General features: G+C 47.2%; 17 protein-coding genes, 1 tRNA gene and 1 pseudogene. 9 read left to right on the top strand and 10 right to left on the bottom strand.

The features are described 5' to 3' along the window. Positions 1 to 41 precede the first annotated feature (41 nt). Positions 42 to 491, top strand: coding sequence for a large-conductance mechanosensitive channel protein MscL (gene mscL, locus ACJMM9_RS14265; RefSeq protein WP_405328339.1), 450 nt, complete (start codon positions 42 to 44; stop codon positions 489 to 491). 74 nt (positions 492 to 565) lie between these two features. Here mscL and recF read toward each other — a convergent pair whose 3' ends face one another. Genes recF through ACJMM9_RS14285 form a run of 4 tightly spaced genes read right to left on the bottom strand, consistent with a single transcriptional unit; the run spans position 566 to position 5126 of the window. After that, positions 566 to 1798, bottom strand: a complete 1233-nt coding sequence (gene recF / locus ACJMM9_RS14270; protein ID WP_405328341.1) for a DNA replication/repair protein RecF — start codon at positions 1796 to 1798, stop codon at positions 566 to 568. Positions 1799 to 1806: 8 nt separating this feature from the next. Beyond that, positions 1807 to 2850, bottom strand: a complete 1044-nt coding sequence (locus tag ACJMM9_RS14275) for a hypothetical protein (protein WP_405328344.1) — start codon at positions 2848 to 2850, stop codon at positions 1807 to 1809. Then, positions 2847 to 4478: a hypothetical protein gene (locus tag ACJMM9_RS14280; protein WP_405328346.1), complete on the bottom strand. Its 1632-nt coding sequence runs from the start codon at positions 4476 to 4478 to the stop codon at positions 2847 to 2849. The genes ACJMM9_RS14275 and ACJMM9_RS14280 overlap by 4 nt, the downstream gene beginning before the upstream one ends. Before the next feature lie 15 nt (positions 4479 to 4493). Beyond that, on the bottom strand, positions 4494 to 5126 hold the full coding sequence (locus tag ACJMM9_RS14285; protein WP_405328349.1) for a LolA family protein: 633 nt from the start codon (positions 5124 to 5126) through the stop codon (positions 4494 to 4496). 163 nt (positions 5127 to 5289) lie between these two features. Between ACJMM9_RS14285 and ACJMM9_RS14290 the strand changes: the two genes are divergently transcribed. Then, positions 5290 to 6420 carry a hypothetical protein gene (locus ACJMM9_RS14290; protein ID WP_405328352.1) on the top strand — a complete coding sequence of 377 codons (1131 nt, stop codon included), beginning with the start codon at positions 5290 to 5292 and terminating at the stop codon, positions 6418 to 6420. 274 nt (positions 6421 to 6694) lie between these two features. Here ACJMM9_RS14290 and ACJMM9_RS14295 read toward each other — a convergent pair whose 3' ends face one another. Next, positions 6695 to 7750 carry a hypothetical protein gene (locus tag ACJMM9_RS14295; protein ID WP_405328355.1) on the bottom strand — a complete coding sequence of 352 codons (1056 nt, stop codon included), beginning with the start codon at positions 7748 to 7750 and terminating at the stop codon, positions 6695 to 6697. Positions 7751 to 7907: 157 nt separating this feature from the next. Between ACJMM9_RS14295 and ACJMM9_RS14300 the strand changes: the two genes are divergently transcribed. Then, entirely contained in the window at positions 7908 to 9341 is a 1434-nt protein-coding gene (locus ACJMM9_RS14300; protein ID WP_405328358.1) for a glycogen synthase, read from the top strand. Continuing rightward, positions 9332 to 9405, top strand: a tRNA-Ile gene (locus tag ACJMM9_RS14305). Before ACJMM9_RS14300 ends, ACJMM9_RS14305 begins: the two co-directional genes overlap by 10 nt. Before the next feature lie 59 nt (positions 9406 to 9464). On the opposite strand, the gene ACJMM9_RS14310 is transcribed toward ACJMM9_RS14305, so the two are convergent. Next, positions 9465 to 10910, bottom strand: a complete 1446-nt coding sequence (locus ACJMM9_RS14310; RefSeq protein WP_405328361.1) for a sulfatase-like hydrolase/transferase — start codon at positions 10908 to 10910, stop codon at positions 9465 to 9467. 130 nt (positions 10911 to 11040) lie between these two features. Between ACJMM9_RS14310 and ACJMM9_RS14315 the strand changes: the two genes are divergently transcribed. After that, complete coding sequence (locus ACJMM9_RS14315; RefSeq protein WP_405328363.1) at positions 11041 to 11532, top strand: type II secretion system protein; 492 nt, start codon at positions 11041 to 11043, stop codon at positions 11530 to 11532. 33 nt (positions 11533 to 11565) lie between these two features. On the opposite strand, the gene ACJMM9_RS14320 is transcribed toward ACJMM9_RS14315, so the two are convergent. Together ACJMM9_RS14320 and ACJMM9_RS14325 are read right to left on the bottom strand one after the other, a co-directional pair. After that, on the bottom strand, positions 11566 to 12948 hold the full coding sequence (locus ACJMM9_RS14320; RefSeq protein ID WP_405328366.1) for an ATP-binding protein: 1383 nt from the start codon (positions 12946 to 12948) through the stop codon (positions 11566 to 11568). 94 nt (positions 12949 to 13042) lie between these two features. Then, entirely contained in the window at positions 13043 to 14188 is a 1146-nt protein-coding gene (locus ACJMM9_RS14325) for a hypothetical protein (RefSeq protein ID WP_405328369.1), read from the bottom strand. Between the two features lie 171 nt (positions 14189 to 14359). Here ACJMM9_RS14325 and ACJMM9_RS14330 point away from each other — a divergent pair, with 171 nt between their 5' ends. Together ACJMM9_RS14330 and ACJMM9_RS14335 are read left to right on the top strand one after the other, a co-directional pair. After that, positions 14360 to 14965: a hypothetical protein gene (locus ACJMM9_RS14330; protein ID WP_405328372.1), complete on the top strand. Its 606-nt coding sequence runs from the start codon at positions 14360 to 14362 to the stop codon at positions 14963 to 14965. After that, positions 14952 to 15683, top strand: coding sequence for a nucleotidyl transferase AbiEii/AbiGii toxin family protein (locus ACJMM9_RS14335; RefSeq protein WP_405328375.1), 732 nt, complete (start codon positions 14952 to 14954; stop codon positions 15681 to 15683). Before ACJMM9_RS14330 ends, ACJMM9_RS14335 begins: the two co-directional genes overlap by 14 nt. Positions 15684 to 15710: 27 nt before the next feature. On the opposite strand, the gene ACJMM9_RS14340 is transcribed toward ACJMM9_RS14335, so the two are convergent. Next, on the bottom strand, positions 15711 to 15887 hold the full coding sequence (locus ACJMM9_RS14340) for a hypothetical protein (protein ID WP_405328378.1): 177 nt from the start codon (positions 15885 to 15887) through the stop codon (positions 15711 to 15713). A gap of 188 nt (positions 15888 to 16075) precedes the next feature. Between ACJMM9_RS14340 and ACJMM9_RS14345 the strand changes: the two genes are divergently transcribed. Both ACJMM9_RS14345 and ACJMM9_RS14350 read left to right on the top strand, forming a co-directional pair. Beyond that, complete coding sequence (locus tag ACJMM9_RS14345) at positions 16076 to 17503, top strand: ATP-binding protein (RefSeq protein WP_405328381.1); 1428 nt, start codon at positions 16076 to 16078, stop codon at positions 17501 to 17503. Positions 17504 to 17513: 10 nt separating this feature from the next. After that, a complete protein-coding gene (locus ACJMM9_RS14350; protein WP_405328384.1) occupies positions 17514 to 17720 on the top strand; it encodes a hypothetical protein in 207 nt (68 codons plus the stop codon). Between the two features lie 127 nt (positions 17721 to 17847). On the opposite strand, the pseudogene ACJMM9_RS14355 reads toward ACJMM9_RS14350, so the two are convergent. After that, positions 17848 to 18034, bottom strand: a pseudogene (locus ACJMM9_RS14355) (hypothetical protein); the annotation flags it as partial.

Consider the following 18034-nt stretch of genomic DNA (forward strand, 5'->3'; position numbering starts at 1 on the left):
CTATAATTTAATAAGCAACCAATCATAAAGGGGACTCAAAAATGAGCATTAAAACAAAAGCAGCTTCACTCATTGAAGAATTCAAGGCTTTCGCCTTCAAGGGAAACATCGTTGACATGGCCATCGGTATCATCATCGGTGCCGCATTCGGAAAAATCGTCAATTCGTTCGTCAGCGACGTCATAATGCCGACCGTTACCGCCATCATCGCCAAGTGCGGTGGCCAGAACGCAGGCGAAGGCATCAAGACCCTCGTCTACACAACCTCCGAAGGCATCGCCATTCCTTACGGCACCTTCATCGGTGAAGTCCTGAACTTCCTGATTGTCGCTTTCGCCGTATTCCTCCTGATGAAGAAATTCCTCGGCTTCATGCAGAACATGCGCAAGAAAAAAGAAGCAGAAGCCGCAGCAGCTCAGGCAGCACCTCCGGCACCGAGCGCCGAAGAAAAGCTCCTCACCGAAATTCGCGACCTCTTGAAGAACAAGTAATATAAAGGGGGACAAAAAAGCCCCGAAGCAAAAAACGCGCAATCCCTTGCGCGTTTTTTTATTGTCATGCCCACTTAAATCTTCAATTCAATCATCGAGTCCGCTTTAAACGGCAGATCTTCTGCCTGCGGCGTCGCAATCACGACCTGGCATTCCTTCTCGCGAATAAGAGCCGCAACCGCATCACGACGGTTCACATCCAGCTCGGCGAAAATATCGTCTAACAATAAAATCGGTTTTGTCAAGTAGCGCGACGCCACATCGACCGCCGCAAACCGCATCGCGACCGCCGCCGAGCGGCATTGCCCTTGCGACCCGACAGAACGCATCTCGTAGCCCGACGCACACAGCGCCAAGTCATCACGATGCGGCCCAGCCATCGTCATTCCCTGCAAGCGTTCCACAAATTCCAGATCCGCAAGCTTTCGCGCAAACGCATTCCGCAGCATTTCCTCGCTCACGGCATCCGAGCTGTCCGCAGCATCCCCGGCGGCATTTCCATCAGCATTCACAGAGCTTGAACATTCCGCGCACTCCCCGCGAACCTCATTCGTCGCGCCCGCCGGAATCTCGTCCATCATCTCGTCCGAAAGCGGGTCTGCCGCATCTAGCGCATCAAGCGTTTTTAAAATCGAACTCTTGTAAGCGCAAGTGATCTCATCCACCCCGCCCGAAAGCTTGCGATAGTACCGCGTGATAATTTCCGAGACCTCTTTCGAAAGCGCAATTCGCGCCGCCCAGAGCTTTGCGCCAAGTTCTATCAGCTGTTGCGTCAGCACACGGAACAAGTCCTCACCGCCAACCGCAGCGCCATTCTGCTTGAATTCCTTGAGCCATTTATTGCGCTGCTGCAGCACGCGCTTGTAGCGGCGCAGCACCAAAGCATTCGCCGCCGAGCGGTAACAGAGAATTTCATCGAGCCAATGCCTGCGCACTTCCGGCCCGCCACGCAAAAGTTCAATGTCCGAAGGCTGCATAATCACAGCCGGACACGTCCCGAAAAACGCTGTCGGAGACTTAAGCGTTTCACCGTTTTCGCGCACCTCGCTCCCGCGAGAAAACACACGAAGCGCTCGCATTCGCTCGCGCCCTTCGTCTTCAAATTCACCTCGAAGAATCAGCTCGTTCTGCTTCCATGTAATCAGCTCGCGCAAGTCACGCGACCTAAACGAGAATCCCTGCGCAAGCAGGTGGATCGATTCCAGAATCGTCGTCTTGCCGCAGCCATTCGGCCCGCAAATTACGTTTATGCCAGCATCGAAGTTGCAGTCCATAGATTCTAGACTGCGCACCTTCGAAATGAACATTTTGGAAATCAAGGAATGTATCCCCGCAAACCAAGATTAAACGGAGTCCAAAGCCCCGCTCGTGATTCATAGAGGAACGCGTAGTTCACCTCGATCGGGAACTTCTTGCGACCAACGCGGATTTCAAACTTGTAGCCTGCACCAATCATCCAGTCCAGATCATCCATACCCAGGCGGAGCGTTCCATTCGGGATCACTTCGCATTCAAAGCCCACGCGTCCCGTCCAGACATGAAGCTGCGGGTCAAATGCCAAAAGCGTATCAGCCACCTGATAATCCAAAGCCTCAAGCCAGGCGTAGACAGGCTTGCCCATAATGTTAGAGCGGTAACCAAGCCCAATCTGCAACACCTTCGGGCGTACGCCCTCAGTCGATGCAAGCGAATTGTCCTTGCTCGGGTTCTTCGACCATTTTGCAGACAAGTTCTCACTAAAGCTCAAATTGCGGATCACGACAGAAGAAGACCATTTATCATTCCACTGGCGGAACCAGCTCAAGTTGATCGTCACCGGGCTGCGGAACGATTCTTCAATGCCTTCGTAATACTGAGCAATGTCCAAATTATCATAGCTCATCGAGAACGAAAGACCAAACGCATCACGTCGCGTGGCGCGGAAGGCAAAACCGAGATAGAACATCGAGAAGAACGGCTCGGCCGAACCCATCGTCTGGTCATCATCGTCGATCACCTTAAAATCGGTATCTCCACGGTAAAGCATCGCAAAGCCAACGCCCATGCGCTTTCCGACCTTACCTTCAATGCCCAAGGCGCCACCCAGACGGTCCAAGTCACGCCTTTCAATATTCATCGTAATGCCGATATTTTCGCGAAAGCCAAGCAAGGCCGGATTCCAGTACGCAGCAGGCATCGTCGCCGTATCCGCCGTACCCGTGTTACCACGCCCCAGTTCACGGACACCGGCGCCCATGCGTTCCACAAAACCATCAAAACCGCCAAGTTCAGACTTTTTCGTAAATCCAAGCGCCATTGCCGAAGTTGCAAAAGCTCCAACAGACAAGACCGCAACGACAAGATTCTTAAACTTGATCATCTGAAGTTACCTCCCAGCGTCATTGCCTTGCCCCAGCCAATATGGCCATGATTGTCCTTTACCCTGATATAGTAAACGCCCATCGTGCAGTCTTTACCATGATCATCACGACCGTCCCAGAAATCTTCTTTCGGGTTCGTGCTTCGAGACGCATCGGCATCGCGAACAGCGTCCTTTACAATCGTACGCACCTTGCGCATATCGTAACTGAACACTTCAATCGTAATCTTCGACTCCTTGCCTACTTTATATGAAACCAGCGATTCATCACCAGGAACAATCACGGACGGGACCATTCGAATAGATCCCAAGTTATTGTCAAGTTTTGCGCGATTCAAAATAACAGTCCAGGTCGCTCCAGAATCCGCAGACACAGAGACACCGTTTCCATCCGTCGCAATAGCAAGCCCCATGCGGTCTTTCGAAAGCGGGAACGTGCACATAGACCCGATAACAGCCTTACGGTCCGTAGCACCGGTTTCATAACCATAAAGCCACTGGAGCTTATCATCATCGTCTTTTTCCCAAGCCCTGATTCCCAAAGAATCCAGTTTCATATAACCGCTAATGGCACCGCCAATGTTACGGACCAGCACAAAAGCGGTCTTTCCCAAAAACGCAACACTGCTTACCGTGTAATCGGCTTCATCGTAAATATCCTTTTTCTGGACCTTACCTGCGGTATCCAGGAAATTCACCTTGGAAAAGTCTTTCGCCTTTTCGCCATACAGCTGCCAGAGTCCGCCTACGACATCATCGCTGTTCTTTTTCTTGTAGCTGGTCTCAGCAACAATCTGGAGCGACTTTCCGCCCATCCAAAGGCCCGTGACACGGGAATCCTTCAGCTTTTCCGAAACATTCTTAAGCCCACTCGATGACTTCACCCAGATGCCCTTCGCAGTTGCAAGCCAAAGTTCATTGGTCTCCGGATGCAGGCGAACATCAAAAATTTCAGGATTATTTTCTAAATCGAGCTTTGCATTTTTCTTAAGAGCTTCAAGCGTTTTGGATTTCAGATTTAGGACAAACGTCGTATCTTTTGCGCCGTTTTTTCCAGACATATCGTGAACCATGACGCCCAAAGCGCCACGAGCGACCCAAAGGCGTTTAGCCGTAGAATCGTAAGCAAAGCCACTTGGCGTATACAGCATCGGTTCGCTTTCCAAAGTATCCGCATCCAGCATGAACTCAATCGGATTTTCATTGATACTCTTCAAATCCGGGACCGAAAAGAATCCAAGCGGCTGCAAATAGCGATCGTTCTTGTCCATTCCAAACATCGGAAGCACAAGGCCCAGCTTAGCGCCAACATAAGCTGCAGGGACTCTCCTACGTTCGGCACGTTCATCATTGCCATACATAATCCCATCGTGGACCGCCGTAAGAGTATCCGAAATCTGCTCCATCGCAGTAGATTCTAGCGATACAGTTCCCTTGCCCGAGACCTTGAATTTCAACAACGTAATTCCGCTATATCCACCATTTCGGGAAACCGCCCACAACGCCCCGTTTTCACCAGTCGGCGCAACAGCAAATACATTGTTGCTGAACAGCGTTTCCGCAGCAAAAGCATTCCCGCACAAAGTCCCACACACAAGGAGACCTGCGACAAAAGCGGCTTTCATCATGCCTAGTTTCACGAGCTACCTCATATCGATTTCGTCAACGCCAGCAACAGGCTTGTACTTGAAATCTTCGTTAGAAATTTTCTTGACCACTTTCAAATCTATAATGCCATACCAAGTAGCATTCCCGGCCGGGTCCTCAGTGTAGAGCCGCACCGGAGAATAATCCTTCTTTGAAAGCCACACTTCCATCTTGGTAAACTGCCCGGCATACTTTGCCGGATCCAGCTTTAGAATCCAAAGCTTTTGCCCTGCAAATTCACCTTCCCCCATTTCGAGGGCCTTGCAGTTCAGATACTTGAACAAAAGCTCCGACGGATGCAGCGAACTCGACAAGTCTTCCACGGCCTTAATGAGGACCTGCTTCTGTTCCACATTCCACTGCCAAAGGCTCTCGCCATCGCTATAAAACTTGATCCCCAGCAGGTCAAGCTTAAAACGGTCACCTTCAGCAACCAGAAGGCTACCCGACTGCGTTCTGATATCAGGAGAATCCGCCTGGAAGACCTGCGCCCTGAAATTGAGGCTCCAAGCCTTGCCCGATTTAAACCAATCCTTAGATTTTGCCAAGACCTGGTCTGCAGTCAACGCAAAAACACCTTGCACAAGCGCAAGCAACACAAAAAATAAAACACGGGAGGAAAACTTCATATCCACCTTCATTAAAGACTCTATCAAATTTACAAAACTGTAGTGATTAAGACTTAACATATTCGTATTTTTGGGGTTCCAGGAACAAAACATTGGTCTCACAGCAAAGATATTTCTATCTTTTGCTCGTAAAAATCAAATAAATCTTTTTTGGAAGGATTGTATGCGTAAAATCATTTTGCCGATTGCCCTTGCAGCTACCAGTTTTGCAGCGGCCGCTGACATCGAAATCCACGGGAATGTCGATTTTGACTTCGCGAGCTACTTCGACAAGGACTTTGACCCCACAAACGCCGCCAACCAGGACATCGATTTGTACGTGAAGGCAAATCTCGACGAAAATGTTTCTGTGACCGTTTACACAAACACAAAGAGCAATGTAACGAATGCAGACCAGGCTGCAGAAATCCGCCACGGACTCGCCCGTTCGACTGCCATCAACAGCGCAGACGACCGCTACACCGCTTTTAACTTTGACGGCGTAGAACTCCGCTGGACTCCGTTCCAGGATGTAAGCTTGGTCTTTGGCGACTTGACCTACAACGCAGGTGCATTCAACTATTACTTCTGGCGCGATCCGAGCCGCTATGCCGCCATCGCCCGCAACCATACCGTTCGCGGTATCGGCGTTGAAGTCGGCAACGAGAAGTTTGGCGACGGTAAAGTTTACATCGGCGCAACCGAAGAAAGCAAGAGCGCTATCGCCGTGTTCGCAACTTACGGTCTCAAGCTTTTGAACCGTCCGGACGAACACCTGACCATCACCCCCAGCGTGGACTGGGTTTTCGGTTCTGAAATCGGCCGTGGCTACACCTACTTCTTCGGCACGGAACTTGACTATTCCAAGAGCCTCGAAGTCTTCAACTACAGCGTCTATGCCGCTTACGGTTTGCACCCGTACAAGGGCAAGGCCGTCCACTCCTTCCTCGTTGAACCGAGCTTAAATTACGACTTCTTCAACTTGGGTCTCAACTACTTCTACGCAATCGTCAACAAGGAAGACGACTACAAGGCCGCCGACCAGATTTTCACGGACGACCAGATGCTCTTCGCTGTTGAACCAAGCTTCAACATCACAAAGAAGTTCTCCCTTGGCGTAAGCTTCGAATACCACGATCCTGATTCTCAAATCAAGGATGACGAATTCGAATTTCTCGGCATGAACTTCTACCTCTACCCGACCATCAACACGAATCTCGTATTCTGGTTCGGATATAACTTTAGCGAAGACAAGAATCCAGTCGTCGGCAAGTCCAAATTCGCCCTCGGCATGAGCGCCCACGCAGAATTCTAATCAGTGGTTAGTCAATAGTTATTAGATCCCCGACACACCGTCGGGGATTTTTTTCATCCTCCATTTTCGTCATCCTCCGTTAGGAGGATCCATACAGTCCCGAAAGCCTTTGCATTTTCTCGCAAGGCAAGGCTTTACTGGACCTTTCGCCCCTAGCGGGTCTCAAGGTGACGAGATGTAAACGCGGGTCTCAAGGTGACGGCCAAACGGCACAAAAAAAGACCCGCCGCGCATCTGCGGCGAGCCTCAAACAGTCTTTAAATTCCGTTACGAATTAGTGACCAAGGTACTTACGGCCAATGCCGAAGTTGTCCTTGTATTCGATGTAGTCCGGAACAAAGCTACCCGGGAAGGAGAAGCTGATATTCACAGAGCACTGGAATTCGTTCATCAACTTGCCCTTGCCCTTGAACTTCTTCTGCTTCTTTTCAATCTTTTCGTCGCCCTTCTTGCCTACGAGCACTTCAGCTTCGCACCAGCCCGTATTGCCCTTGGCAAAGACTTCCTTGCCTTCGGTAGAGACGAGCTTGATCTGGGACGGATCGAGTTCAGTGTTGTTACCCGTAGATGCCCAGAACTGGAGTTCGCCAGAAAGGGAGGTCTTGGTCATCTTGATGGTCGGCATGGCCATCACGTAGCCCCACTTGTCCACGCGCTGCTTGCCGCTCAAGTCCGGAACGTTTTCGCCGAAGATGAGGAAGTAACCGCGTGTGGCCTTGCGGCTCTTGTTCAATGCAGCCTGAATGTCCTGGTTCGTCGGAGCCATTTCAGCCATGCGGAGGAGCAAGTATTCCTTCACGACCGGATCGTCTTCACCAGTAGCTTCGCTCAAGTTGCGGGCGACATAGAGTTTTTCCGTTTCTTCACGGATGCTCTTGATGGCAGATTCTGCAACGTGGCGAGTCTTTGCGACAGATTCGGCAGAGTCGATCTTTGCAAAAGCGTTGATGATCGTTGCGTAGTCCACACCTTCCTGTGCAGCCTGGCGCTTGCCGATATCACCGAGCGTCTTCACGTATTCTTCGACGGTCGCGTCTTCCTTGACCTTACCGATATTGGAGGCTGCCTTTTCAAAGTAGTTGCTGATGAGTTCACTGCCCAAGTCCTTCTTGGATTCCATATCGCCCGCGCGCACGAGAGCGAGGGTGAAGTTGTCAAAGAATTCATCGGACATCTTGCCCTTCTTCTTTGCCTCAAGATAAGAGTTGATAGCATTGCGGTAACGGCCTTCCTTAAGGTGTTCGTCGCCGCGCTTTTCGTTCGTACCCTTACAGCCTGTCATCGCAAAAGCGACAGCAGCAGCCATAGCAGCAATGAAAATCTTCTTCATTTTGTATCCTTCAGATGAAGTTTTATTAGAAAATATTGAAAAGGACTCTTTATCAGGTTAAAAAATAAAATACACCCTTTCAGTTGAAATTTAAATAAATAAATTTATACATACTTACTTTTGTAGGTAAATTTTTATTTGGAGTGCACAAAAACCAATGAATATACTCGTCGTAACTCCAGAAGCGGGAAATTGGAAGGTCCCAAGCCCTCTCGCAACTGCAGTGAACTGCATGACAGCCGCATTTGCCAATGCCGGCTCCAATGTCATTACCTGTTCACCGTTCTATAAAGACCATATTGTAGATCCCGACAAGTATCATTGCGTTTACAAAGGCGTCGAAGCACTGCAGAACAAGCCGTTCGAAGTCTGGCGTTCCGACGAAGACCCGCTCCACACTTATATATATAATGAGGAATATTTCGGCAGGCCCTACGTCTATGGACCGCCGCACTCGCTCCCCTACAGCGACAACCACCTGAGATTTGCTATGTTCGCCTCCGCCGCGCTCACATACAGCGCACAAAGCGGCATCGAGTTCCAGGCGATTCTCGGACACGAATGGGGCGGAGCCCTTGTCGGCGCCCTCTGCCATACGGTCTATCAGGAAACATTCCACAACATCCCGTTTTTCTTCAACGTCCATAACATCACCTACGACTTCCATGTGCAGCCGAGCGAAATCGAAAAGATCGGCCTCCCGCGCAAGGACTTCAACATGGACGGCTATGAATTCTGGGGCAAGGTGAGCCTCCTCAAGGCAGGCATCCTGTACGCAAACAAGGTGCTGTTCCCGTCGTCGGGCTACCGCGACGCCATGCTCAACACGAACCTCCCGGGCGGGCTCAGCGGATTCTTGAACCGCAACAGCGACAAGCTCCTCGGGATCCAGTTCGGCGTAAACTACAAGTTCTGGGACTTCAACGACACGGCCAAGCTCCCGATCAAGGAAGCCAAGCGCGGCGCAAAGGCAAGCCTCGGGCGCCAGTTCGACATGGACCTCTCGAACAAGCTGATCATTTACAGCCACATGGACATGGAATCGGGCAACGCCTCCGAAACGCTTGCCACAATCCTTTCGGACATCGCCAAGCAGAACGCGCTCATCATCGTAGGCATGTCGCCAGAACATCCCGAATGGAACTACTACCAGGAAGTTTCGCACCAGTACAGCAACTTCGTCCGCATCCTCCAGTTCGATTCCGAAGAAGCGAACAACAGAGAAAAATTGCGCGACACGCTTGCTGCATCTGACATTTTGTTCGCAGCCAACCTCCAGGAGCCGTCCGCCTCGATCATCCTCAAGGCGATGGCCGCAGGTACGCTCCCACTCACGGGCAGGAACGTCGGCATCGCAAGCATGCTCACCGACTACACGCTCGAAACCGCCGGCGAGGCAAATGCATTCCTTGTCGATGACGCAAACGCACCGCACCAGATGCTGCGCCGCATCAAGGACGCGATCAACGTATACAATACGGAAGTCGCCGATTGGGACAAATGCGTAGTGAACGCCTACAGCGGCTTCCATTACGAATGGGCAAAGACAATTTCAAAATATTTACTAACTTTGGGTGAGCTGGGGCTTTAGCTCAATCGGTTAGAGCGTCGGACTCATAACCCGTTGGTTCCCGGTTCAAGTCCGGGAGGCCCCACTAATAGCGCTATCTCACAAAGGTAGCGCTATTTTTTGTGCGTAAAAAACAGAACAAGTTTAATTCAGAATAACAAGCGGAACCCATCTAAAGTAGAACGACTGTACAAAGTCCGACTGTTCTATGGACACCATCGGCCGGTGATCGCCGCGAACGATAAACCTGTATTCAGGGTGCTTTTCAGCAAGCCGAGCAATCATCCGCAACGTATTCTCTTGCAACGTGAAGTAAGTGCAGTCCACATCGGAAAGCGAAAAGATCTTGCAGAAATAGGACTTCTCGAACATGCCAGACCATTCATACAGCGGATGCGCATCCAAGGTCGTCCAATAAACAAACTTAGGCGTGGGTTCGCTGAGGAGAGAATCTATATATACAATCATCGCCGAATCGCAAATTCCAACGAAGCCGTTTCGGCAGCTCGGAAGCCCTAGCGCCTCGAACTGCTCCTTGAAGAGCATCTTGTCAAAACCGAATTTCGAATAGTTTTCTCCACGAGCATAGAACTCGCTATCGTAGCCGTGAACATACCACGTCTGCAAATGATGCTCTTTAAACTTGAACGGCAGAGGCTCCTCCCGAATCTTCCCGCGCAGAGCGCCAAAGTCTTCCCATTCCGACCCCTGCGTATGCGAAGCATTGCGCGGATAAAGCCCCAAGAAGCGGGCATGCGAATACGCAAACGGCGAAAGCAAAGCCCTCGTCTGGTCCAGCGATTTTTTCACGCCATAGCTTTCCACAAGAATCATGACCGTCGGCTTTGAAAAATCATCGACAACAGATCTTTCTTTTTCCCAAACCGGATACGCACTCCTAATATCGTCATTCAAAATCGTATTGTGCCGCGAAACTCCAGGCATGCAAAACTGATGGAACCACTTATATACCGTAAAATCAAGAATCGGCTGCTGCGGCTTCAAAAAATTCAGGCCGGCATTCAAAAGCAACACAGAGACAACAATAGCAAAGCCCGCCCGATGTGAAAGCTCCACCCTACGCGCACCCCACAGAACCTTTCGCGCAAAAAGGAGTTCAAGCGAAACAACGAGCGGAGGCACAACAATAAAAAGCAGCGCACCCCACCAGAAAAATTTCGCAAGCCCCCACGCATCCGGGAGCGTCAACAGCACCGAAGAGTAGAAGAAATTTTCAGCATCGGCCACAACAAATAAAATTGCAAACAGAGTATACACCGGGAGCAAGAATCGGCACCGCCGAGGAACCACAGACGCAACAAGAATCATCAGCGCATAAAAGACCAAAGTCGCATACGAGCAAACCGAATGAGCGACAACGGCCCACACAGCCGCAGGCGCCAAAAAAGCCAGCTTATAAAAAAGATTAAAACGCGGCAAAAGCAAGAGGACCATCAAAAACAGGACATCTGCCGACAAAATCCCATGCAACTGCGGAGAATCATAAACCCTGCTCGCCACATACGCAAAAAACGCAGCCACAAGCGCAGGCAAGACAAAATACAGAATGTTTAATTTTCTCCGCAACATATCACCCGCTCCACATGATAAAATAAACTACATAAAATAAAGCCGATGAAATATGAAAATTTTTATTCAACCTGTATTTCTCGCTCCAAATTATCTTATTTTTTAAACAGAAACATCATTATGGAGTACTATGGAAAAGCAAGGATTTTCCATTATTGAATTGATGGTCGCCCTCGTAGTCATGGGCGTCCTCGCGGCGGTCGCAGTCCCGAAACTTTTCGGCATGATCGACAAGTCCAAAGCCGCAGAAATCAGCCTCGCCGCAGGCACTTACATAAAGCTACAGGACATCTATTCTTTCGAACATCACAAAGGCGGCAGCTGGCAAGCCATCGGGTATAAATCCCCCGCCGGGAACTCCACAGGCAAGGCCCGCACATCCGTTTTTGAATACGACGCCTCCCAGAGCACATACAACTGGACCGCAGAATCCATCGTCAACTTAAACGAGTGCCCCAAAGGAAAAAAATGGTTTGTCAACTACAAGCTAGAGACAAACAACCACGCCATTTACTGGGCTTCATCCGACGACGTGACAAACTGCAGCGGAGCGTTGACTCCAAAATTCAGCAACTTAAGCACAACCGCCACAGCCATCACATCCGCAGGCGGGATGGAATAATCAAAGTTCATACAAGGACATGGGCTAAGTCCGTTACACACACATATCCCTGAATGTTATTAGCTTGACATTGGGCATTTCAGACACCAATTGAATGAATTTCTTGGTGAATCCGCTCTTACTAAAGAAGATAAAATGTTTTTCTCCTCCACCCAAGAGTTCAGCCCTGCCAAACAATTCGTTCATTACATCAATATCGACTAATTTATTTGTCCATTTACATTCGCAAAAAAGTTGCTGATTATCGGCAAAGCCCAAAATATCAATTTCTTCTTCCCTTTTTTTTCGAGGGTTGTTACCCCACCATCGCCCCATGTTTTCCGGCAAAAAAGGCAATACCGCCAGCCCCTTTTCCGTGTAAAGGTACTGTAGGCAGATTTCCTCGAAGACATGTCCCATGTATTCGCCAATTTTGTCCTCTACAAATTTTTTATAAACCAAGTCCCCGACACCGCGATTTATGTTTGTTTGGTAATGCCATACAAACGTAAACCAAAACCTGTACATTGTATCACTTATGACATAAATCGTTTTTCTGCTACTTTTTTCTGTAGCGGGAATTTCGCGCCGCACAATGCCTAGCTCCATAAGCGAAGACAATACATTGCTTGCCGCGCTAGTTTCAAGCCCAACCTTGGTAGCGATCTCGTTCAAACGGCTTGCCCCCTGGGCAATAGCGGTTATTACAGCGTTATAGGTGGCCGGAGTTCGCATTTCCTGTTTCAATAAATTCAGGGGTTCTTCAAATAAACGACCTCCCGGCCTAAAGAAAATGTCTATTAAATTTTCATTCAAGTCCTTTTTGGAGTTTATATGCGTGTAGTACTCGGGAACACCCCATAACGCGCCATATAGAATCGCCTGTTGCTCAGGAGTAAAGTCAGCACACAAAGCCCTGCTTTCGAAAAAATCAAATGGCTGAATTTTTAGTTGCGATGTTTTACGGCCATAGAGAGGACTTTTGTACCCAAGTACCTGATTTTCCATAAAACTCATGGAAGACCCACAAAGGACAAGCATCAATTTTGACTTTTTCCACGCATAATCAATATGTTTCTGCAACAAAGAAGGAATAGACGGGTCCGCTTTTGCCAAATAGGGGTACTCATCTATTACAAAGACTAGTCTTTCATTCTGACATAAAGTGTCTATGTACGCAAAGACCTTTTCAAAACTATCAAAAGTTGAATTCGGCCCCCCGGAATATTCCAAGACTGTTTGGGATAGCTGCGACAAGTTTTCTGATACAGACGCTTCGATCCCCATAAAAAAGATAGCTTTTCTACCTTCGCAAAACTCGTTCAGGAGCATGGTCTTTCCGACCCGCCTGCGTCCATAGACAACAGCAAACTCAAACTTTCCCGATTCAAAGAGGGTATTTAACGCATTGAGTTCTTTTTTTCTTCCAAGGAACATAATTTACTCACTCTTGATTTACTAAATCGTAAATTAGCAAATTAAGCATACACTGTCAACAAGACGTTCTCTAAAACACCATTTATGGAGAACTTTAAAATTCCCACTTTGAATCAAAGCCGAGAATTCGTTCGCATTGGACGTTTTTTATCATATTCATCTGCGAAAGACGATTCTCGGTGAATTTATCATCACACGGAACAGTTAGCGGAGTCTCGCGAATATCCTCTACACATTTCTTGATTTCAGGCGTGAGAATTGCACGAGCCGGAGCGACGTAATCGCTACCGATTACAGGGCCACGCTTGGACAAGTATGCGTCAAAATCAGGCTTTGATCCATCTGCGCGCGTTCCAAAATCGAAGCCATCTTCGGCAAGAGGAACAAAAGCCATATTAAAGTCGAAACAAGGGTTCAGTGTGATACGTTCAAAGGTCTCGTTATTTACCAAGAAGCCGAAATTTCCAAAGTGCCTATCAGAATTCAGCGTAATGCAATCCGCCACAACCATTCGACGGAATTCGTCTTCGCAATTAAATTCGCGATAAATTTCAAGCAGCTTCGGAAGAGTCAACCGCTCTTTGTAAAACAGCGCTATCGGTCGATAACCAAATTCCTGGCTTGTGAAAATTTTGCAATCAGAAACAACACGACCATCGTATTTTCTCAAATCGTATTTTACCGAACTACAAATTTTTTCAAAAACCTGGCTTGCAAGAACTTCGCCATACGGTTCAAGCCCAGCATTCCTGGCTCCTGAACTTCCCGTTTTTACAAGATGGATTCCGTCTTTCTCGTTCAACCAACATTTATCGTAAGCTCCGTCAGTTGTGAGTTCAGGAGATGTTGTAGACATCTGGATTCCAAACAAACCGTTTCCATCAAACGACAGCTTCGAAATTACTTCATCAAATCGATTCTCATATAGATTGACATCTTTCCAAGAAACATTTTCTCGTTCGCTTTTTACCCAAAGCGTGTCAGTCAATGAAAGACAATGAGTCAGAGCGATAAAACCGCTCTTTGTTTTACCCCCACATAATTCCAATATTTTATTCACGTGGCTGCGGTGTTTTGCAGCACTTCTATCAGCCACCCATGAGTCAATATTTTCGCACCAGAATGGTAGGAGTGAAAACGTTTTTACGATTTTGCAAAATTCAAGTTCACCTTCACCTTCGATGATGAAGTCGCAAAGGCGAGTTTCCCTATTCATAAGAGTGTAGATTAAATTTTGCATATCCTTATATGATATAGAATATTTCGGGAAAGAAGTCAACTCAGCTTGTTTTTCAGCTTATTAAACTTGGTTAGGTCTACAATATCATCCCGATAAACACAGTTTTTTATTCTTCATCCATAAACTTTCATATTGCTAGATAATATAACTTTTATTATATTTTCTAGCAATATGAAAAAAGCTCTTGAAAATGCTCAAAAACTACTTGAATTCGCCCCGAAAGTGGGTGGAGTACTTTCGCTATCGGAGCTAAGCTCCCTTTTTAACATATCTAGTCAACAAATGCTTTGGATTAAAATCAAGCAATTTGAAGAGGCAGATTTGCTAAAGCGCTATTCTCGTGGCATTTATGTAACCCAGAACTTCGATCCTATGATTCTTTCGGCAAAAGTTCGCACGGATTCATATGTTTCTTTCGGTTCGGCTTTAGCGTTTTATAAGTTAATCGGCACAGAAAGCCCATTTTTAGTCAGTTGCGTCGTCACATCAAAGGCCAGTGAATATAAAGGTGATGTAAATATCTCGTACGCCAAAATATCAAAGAACATGTTCTTCGGGACGAAGATTCTTGAAAATGGAGTACGGATCGCAACTACAGAAAAGGCGGTCCTTGACACGCTCTATTTTTATCAGCACAAAAAAACATTTTACTTTAATGTTTTTCAAGACATTAATTTTTCAACATTATCAAAAGAAATCATGGATTCGTATTTGGAACATTACGCCAATCCAAGATTCAAAGCATTTGTAAGGAACACCGTTTATGGAGAACTTTAAAAGCACCGAAGCCCTATTGTCGTGGATTGTTGATTTTTTCGCTCAAAAATTTGGCAATTCCGCAATTTTGAAAGGAGGCATGTCGCTTCGTTTAATGCACAGCCCTCGATACACAAACGATGTCGATTACATTTTTATTCCCTTCGATTCAAAAAAAGACGCGAAAACGCTTGTCGAAGAAGCGCTTTCGCTAGTTGAAGGACTAAAGTACAATACAACAATGAACTCAAAAGCGTTGCGCATAATTGTGGATTATGCTGGACAACAAGCTCAAATCGAGATTAATGTTGAAATGGAGTGCCCATCCATACCGATGTCATCATCGTTGCTAAGCACACCTTATGGCTACCCGGCACGCATAATTCGCGTAATGGAACCTGGGGTTGCGTTCGCGCATAAAATCGCCGCCTGGAATGAACGAGAATTGATGAGAGATCTTTATGATGTCTATCAGTACGAATCTCTGTTCAGAACAGCCCCCAATATGGAAATTTTGTACAAGCGATTAAAAAGCGCTCGCTCGTATAAAAATGTCGTGGCGGCAAAAAATATTGGCGCCCTCGTCGAAAAAATGCGCAAATGTGCCGAGAACTTGACGGAAAGCTCTTTTTCAGAACTTGTTCCGTTACTGGATGCTGTCGAACTCGCTGGGCTATCTTTCAGGATGAGACCATCCATATTAGCGCTTTGTGATAAGATGACAAAGCAGTCACTCTAATAGCACCGATGTTGGTGAAGTACGGAATCAAAGCCGAGAATTTTTTTGCAATTCCAATACTTTTTCTTTGGGCAGGTGCGAATACTTTACAATTTCTTCGATAGGCACGTTGTCGGCAAGCATAGCACCCGGAGCGACGTAACCGATCAACTCCCAGGAACCGACCTTGTTCGCTTCAGATGCATAAGCATCCTGCAACTTCACGTAGGTTGCTGAGAGAGGCGCTTAAAACAGCGTTCTTCTTTTTGCTTTGCAAAAAAATCTCAGGATTTGACAACTGCTTGACAAATTTGCAAAATCGCTTGTCAAACTGTTTAAAAAGTTGTCAAACTATCGATTTTTGTTGCTAAAAATTATATATTATTTGTCAACAAACAACTGGAGAAGCCCAAATGCAAGAAAAGGACCTCGTGTCGTTAGTCAAGCAGATTCAATCCAATCGTTGCGAAACGCAATATCTCGAGCTTAAGGCAGCCCATGAAGGCTGCCCCAAGCGTTTGTACGACTCTTTATCTTCTTTTTCGAATCAAGATGAAGGCGGAACGATCATCTTTGGTGTTGACGAAAAGCTGAATTACGACATTGTAGGAGTTTATGATGCTCAGGATATTCAAAAAAAAGTGAATGAGCAGTGCAAGGAGATGGAACCATGCGTCCGGCCCCTTTTCACGGTTTGCACCATCGATGGCAAAAAGGTCGTTTCCGCAGAAATTCCTGGTGTAGAAATCGTTCACCGCCCCGTGTTCTATAAAGGAATTGGACGAATCAAGGGTTCATTCGTTAGAGTCGGTGATTCTGACGAACCGATGAGCGAATACGAAGTTTATAGTTATGAAGCTTACCGTAAGCACATTCGTGATGATGCTAGGCCAATTTCGGAAGCTCCCGTTCAATCGTTAAACCAGTCCGATCTTGACGGATATATCCAGCAGTGCAAAAAAGAACGTAAAAATCTGGCTGTAAATGTAAGCAACGCCGAAATCCTAGAATTGATGGGTGTTTTTCATTCGGGAATACCGACAGTAGCAGGAATACTCGCTTTTTCAAAATACCCTCAGGGATATCTTCCTCAATTCTGCATAACTGCAGTCCGAATTCCTGGCAACGAAATGGGGGAACTTGGAACTTTTGGAGAACGTTTTATCGACAATGCAAGAATAACTGGAACAATCCCGCAAATGCTGGAAGATGCGATTTCTTTTGTTCAAAAAAATAGTCGTCACAAAACGATTATAGACAAAGAAGGAAGGCGGATCGACAAAGAAGAATACCCCATCGTAGCTGTTCGCGAAATCATCTTAAATGCACTTGTTCATCGGGATTACAGCATCTATTCCGAAAATGTTCCCGTTCGCATTGAAATGTACGATAACAGGCTCCAGGTCATAAACAGTGGCGGGCTCTATGGAAAAAACACATTGAACAATCTAGGCAAGGTTCGCCCTGATACGCGAAATGCGGTCCTTGCAAATATTCTTGAAATTTTGAAGGTTACGGAAAACCGTTATTCGGGAATACCGACAGTACAAAAAGAGATGCAGGATGCAGGACTTCTCCCCCCGGAGTTTTCTGTACGACATGGGGAGTTTTACGCAATCCTTTATAATTCCGTGAATGAACAGGAATATTCCGGCAAACCAAGCGATATCCTAGCGTTCTGTTCGGTTCCAAGAAGCCGTGCGGAATTGCAGGCGTTTACGGGCAAGTCGCGTTTCTACACGATGAGCCACATAGTTCAGCCGCTAATAAATAGCGGTTCTCTAAAGTTGACGCTTCCCGAGAAACCGCAGAGCAGCAAGCAACGATATGTAAAAGTCTGATGTAACCTACGTGAAGTTGCAGGATGCATATGTTGGCGAAAGCAACCAGATTGGTTCTTGGACATTGATTGGCTACACTGGCCCGGGTACCAAAGTTGATGGTCAAACAGATTCTACCACGACGACCAACTTCAACTATGGTGGTGAAGCCTATAAGGGTGCTGTTCCGGAAGGTGCAGCATCCCTCACTCCGAACTTCACGGCTCTTTCTCACTAATAGGAGAGATTGTTTAACTTAAAAAGAGAACTTCAATCGGGGTTCTCTTTTTTTGCAACCTAGCAACATTTAAAAAAGCCAACTCATTCAAGAGATGGCTTCACACATAAAATTAGTCAAATTACGATTATTTTGCCGCCTTAGCCGCCATCGTCTTCTGCAGTTCCAATACTTTTTCTTTGGGCAGATGCGAATACTTTACGATTTCTTCAATAGGCACGTTGTCGGCAAGCATATCAAGCGCCGTCGCAGTACGCTCGCCATCACGCCCTTGTTCAGCCCCCTTTTCGAAGCTTTCATCAATAGCGTCACTA

The organism is Fibrobacter sp., from assembly GCF_045112255.1.
Lineage (GTDB): Bacteria > Fibrobacterota > Fibrobacteria > Fibrobacterales > Fibrobacteraceae > Fibrobacter.

Bases quoted from the DNA above. Each gene is read 5' to 3' on its own strand.
- mscL (WP_405328339.1), top strand. From the start codon at position 42: ATGAGCATTAAAACAAAAGCAGCTTCACTCATTGAAGAATTCAAGGCT.
- recF (WP_405328341.1), bottom strand. From the start codon at position 1,798: ATGTTCATTTCGAAGGTGCGCAGTCTAGAATCTATGGACTGCAACTTC.
- ACJMM9_RS14275 (WP_405328344.1), bottom strand. From the start codon at position 2,850: ATGATCAAGTTTAAGAATCTTGTCGTTGCGGTCTTGTCTGTTGGAGCT.
- ACJMM9_RS14280 (WP_405328346.1), bottom strand. From the start codon at position 4,478: ATGATGAAAGCCGCTTTTGTCGCAGGTCTCCTTGTGTGTGGGACTTTG.
- ACJMM9_RS14285 (WP_405328349.1), bottom strand. From the start codon at position 5,126: ATGAAGTTTTCCTCCCGTGTTTTATTTTTTGTGTTGCTTGCGCTTGTG.
- ACJMM9_RS14290 (WP_405328352.1), top strand. From the start codon at position 5,290: ATGCGTAAAATCATTTTGCCGATTGCCCTTGCAGCTACCAGTTTTGCA.
- ACJMM9_RS14295 (WP_405328355.1), bottom strand. From the start codon at position 7,750: ATGAAGAAGATTTTCATTGCTGCTATGGCTGCTGCTGTCGCTTTTGCG.
- ACJMM9_RS14300 (WP_405328358.1), top strand. From the start codon at position 7,908: ATGAATATACTCGTCGTAACTCCAGAAGCGGGAAATTGGAAGGTCCCA.
- ACJMM9_RS14310 (WP_405328361.1), bottom strand. From the start codon at position 10,910: ATGTTGCGGAGAAAATTAAACATTCTGTATTTTGTCTTGCCTGCGCTT.
- ACJMM9_RS14315 (WP_405328363.1), top strand. From the start codon at position 11,041: ATGGAAAAGCAAGGATTTTCCATTATTGAATTGATGGTCGCCCTCGTA.
- ACJMM9_RS14320 (WP_405328366.1), bottom strand. From the start codon at position 12,948: ATGTTCCTTGGAAGAAAAAAAGAACTCAATGCGTTAAATACCCTCTTT.
- ACJMM9_RS14325 (WP_405328369.1), bottom strand. From the start codon at position 14,188: ATGCAAAATTTAATCTACACTCTTATGAATAGGGAAACTCGCCTTTGC.
- ACJMM9_RS14330 (WP_405328372.1), top strand. From the start codon at position 14,360: ATGAAAAAAGCTCTTGAAAATGCTCAAAAACTACTTGAATTCGCCCCG.
- ACJMM9_RS14335 (WP_405328375.1), top strand. From the start codon at position 14,952: ATGGAGAACTTTAAAAGCACCGAAGCCCTATTGTCGTGGATTGTTGAT.
- ACJMM9_RS14345 (WP_405328381.1), top strand. From the start codon at position 16,076: ATGCAAGAAAAGGACCTCGTGTCGTTAGTCAAGCAGATTCAATCCAAT.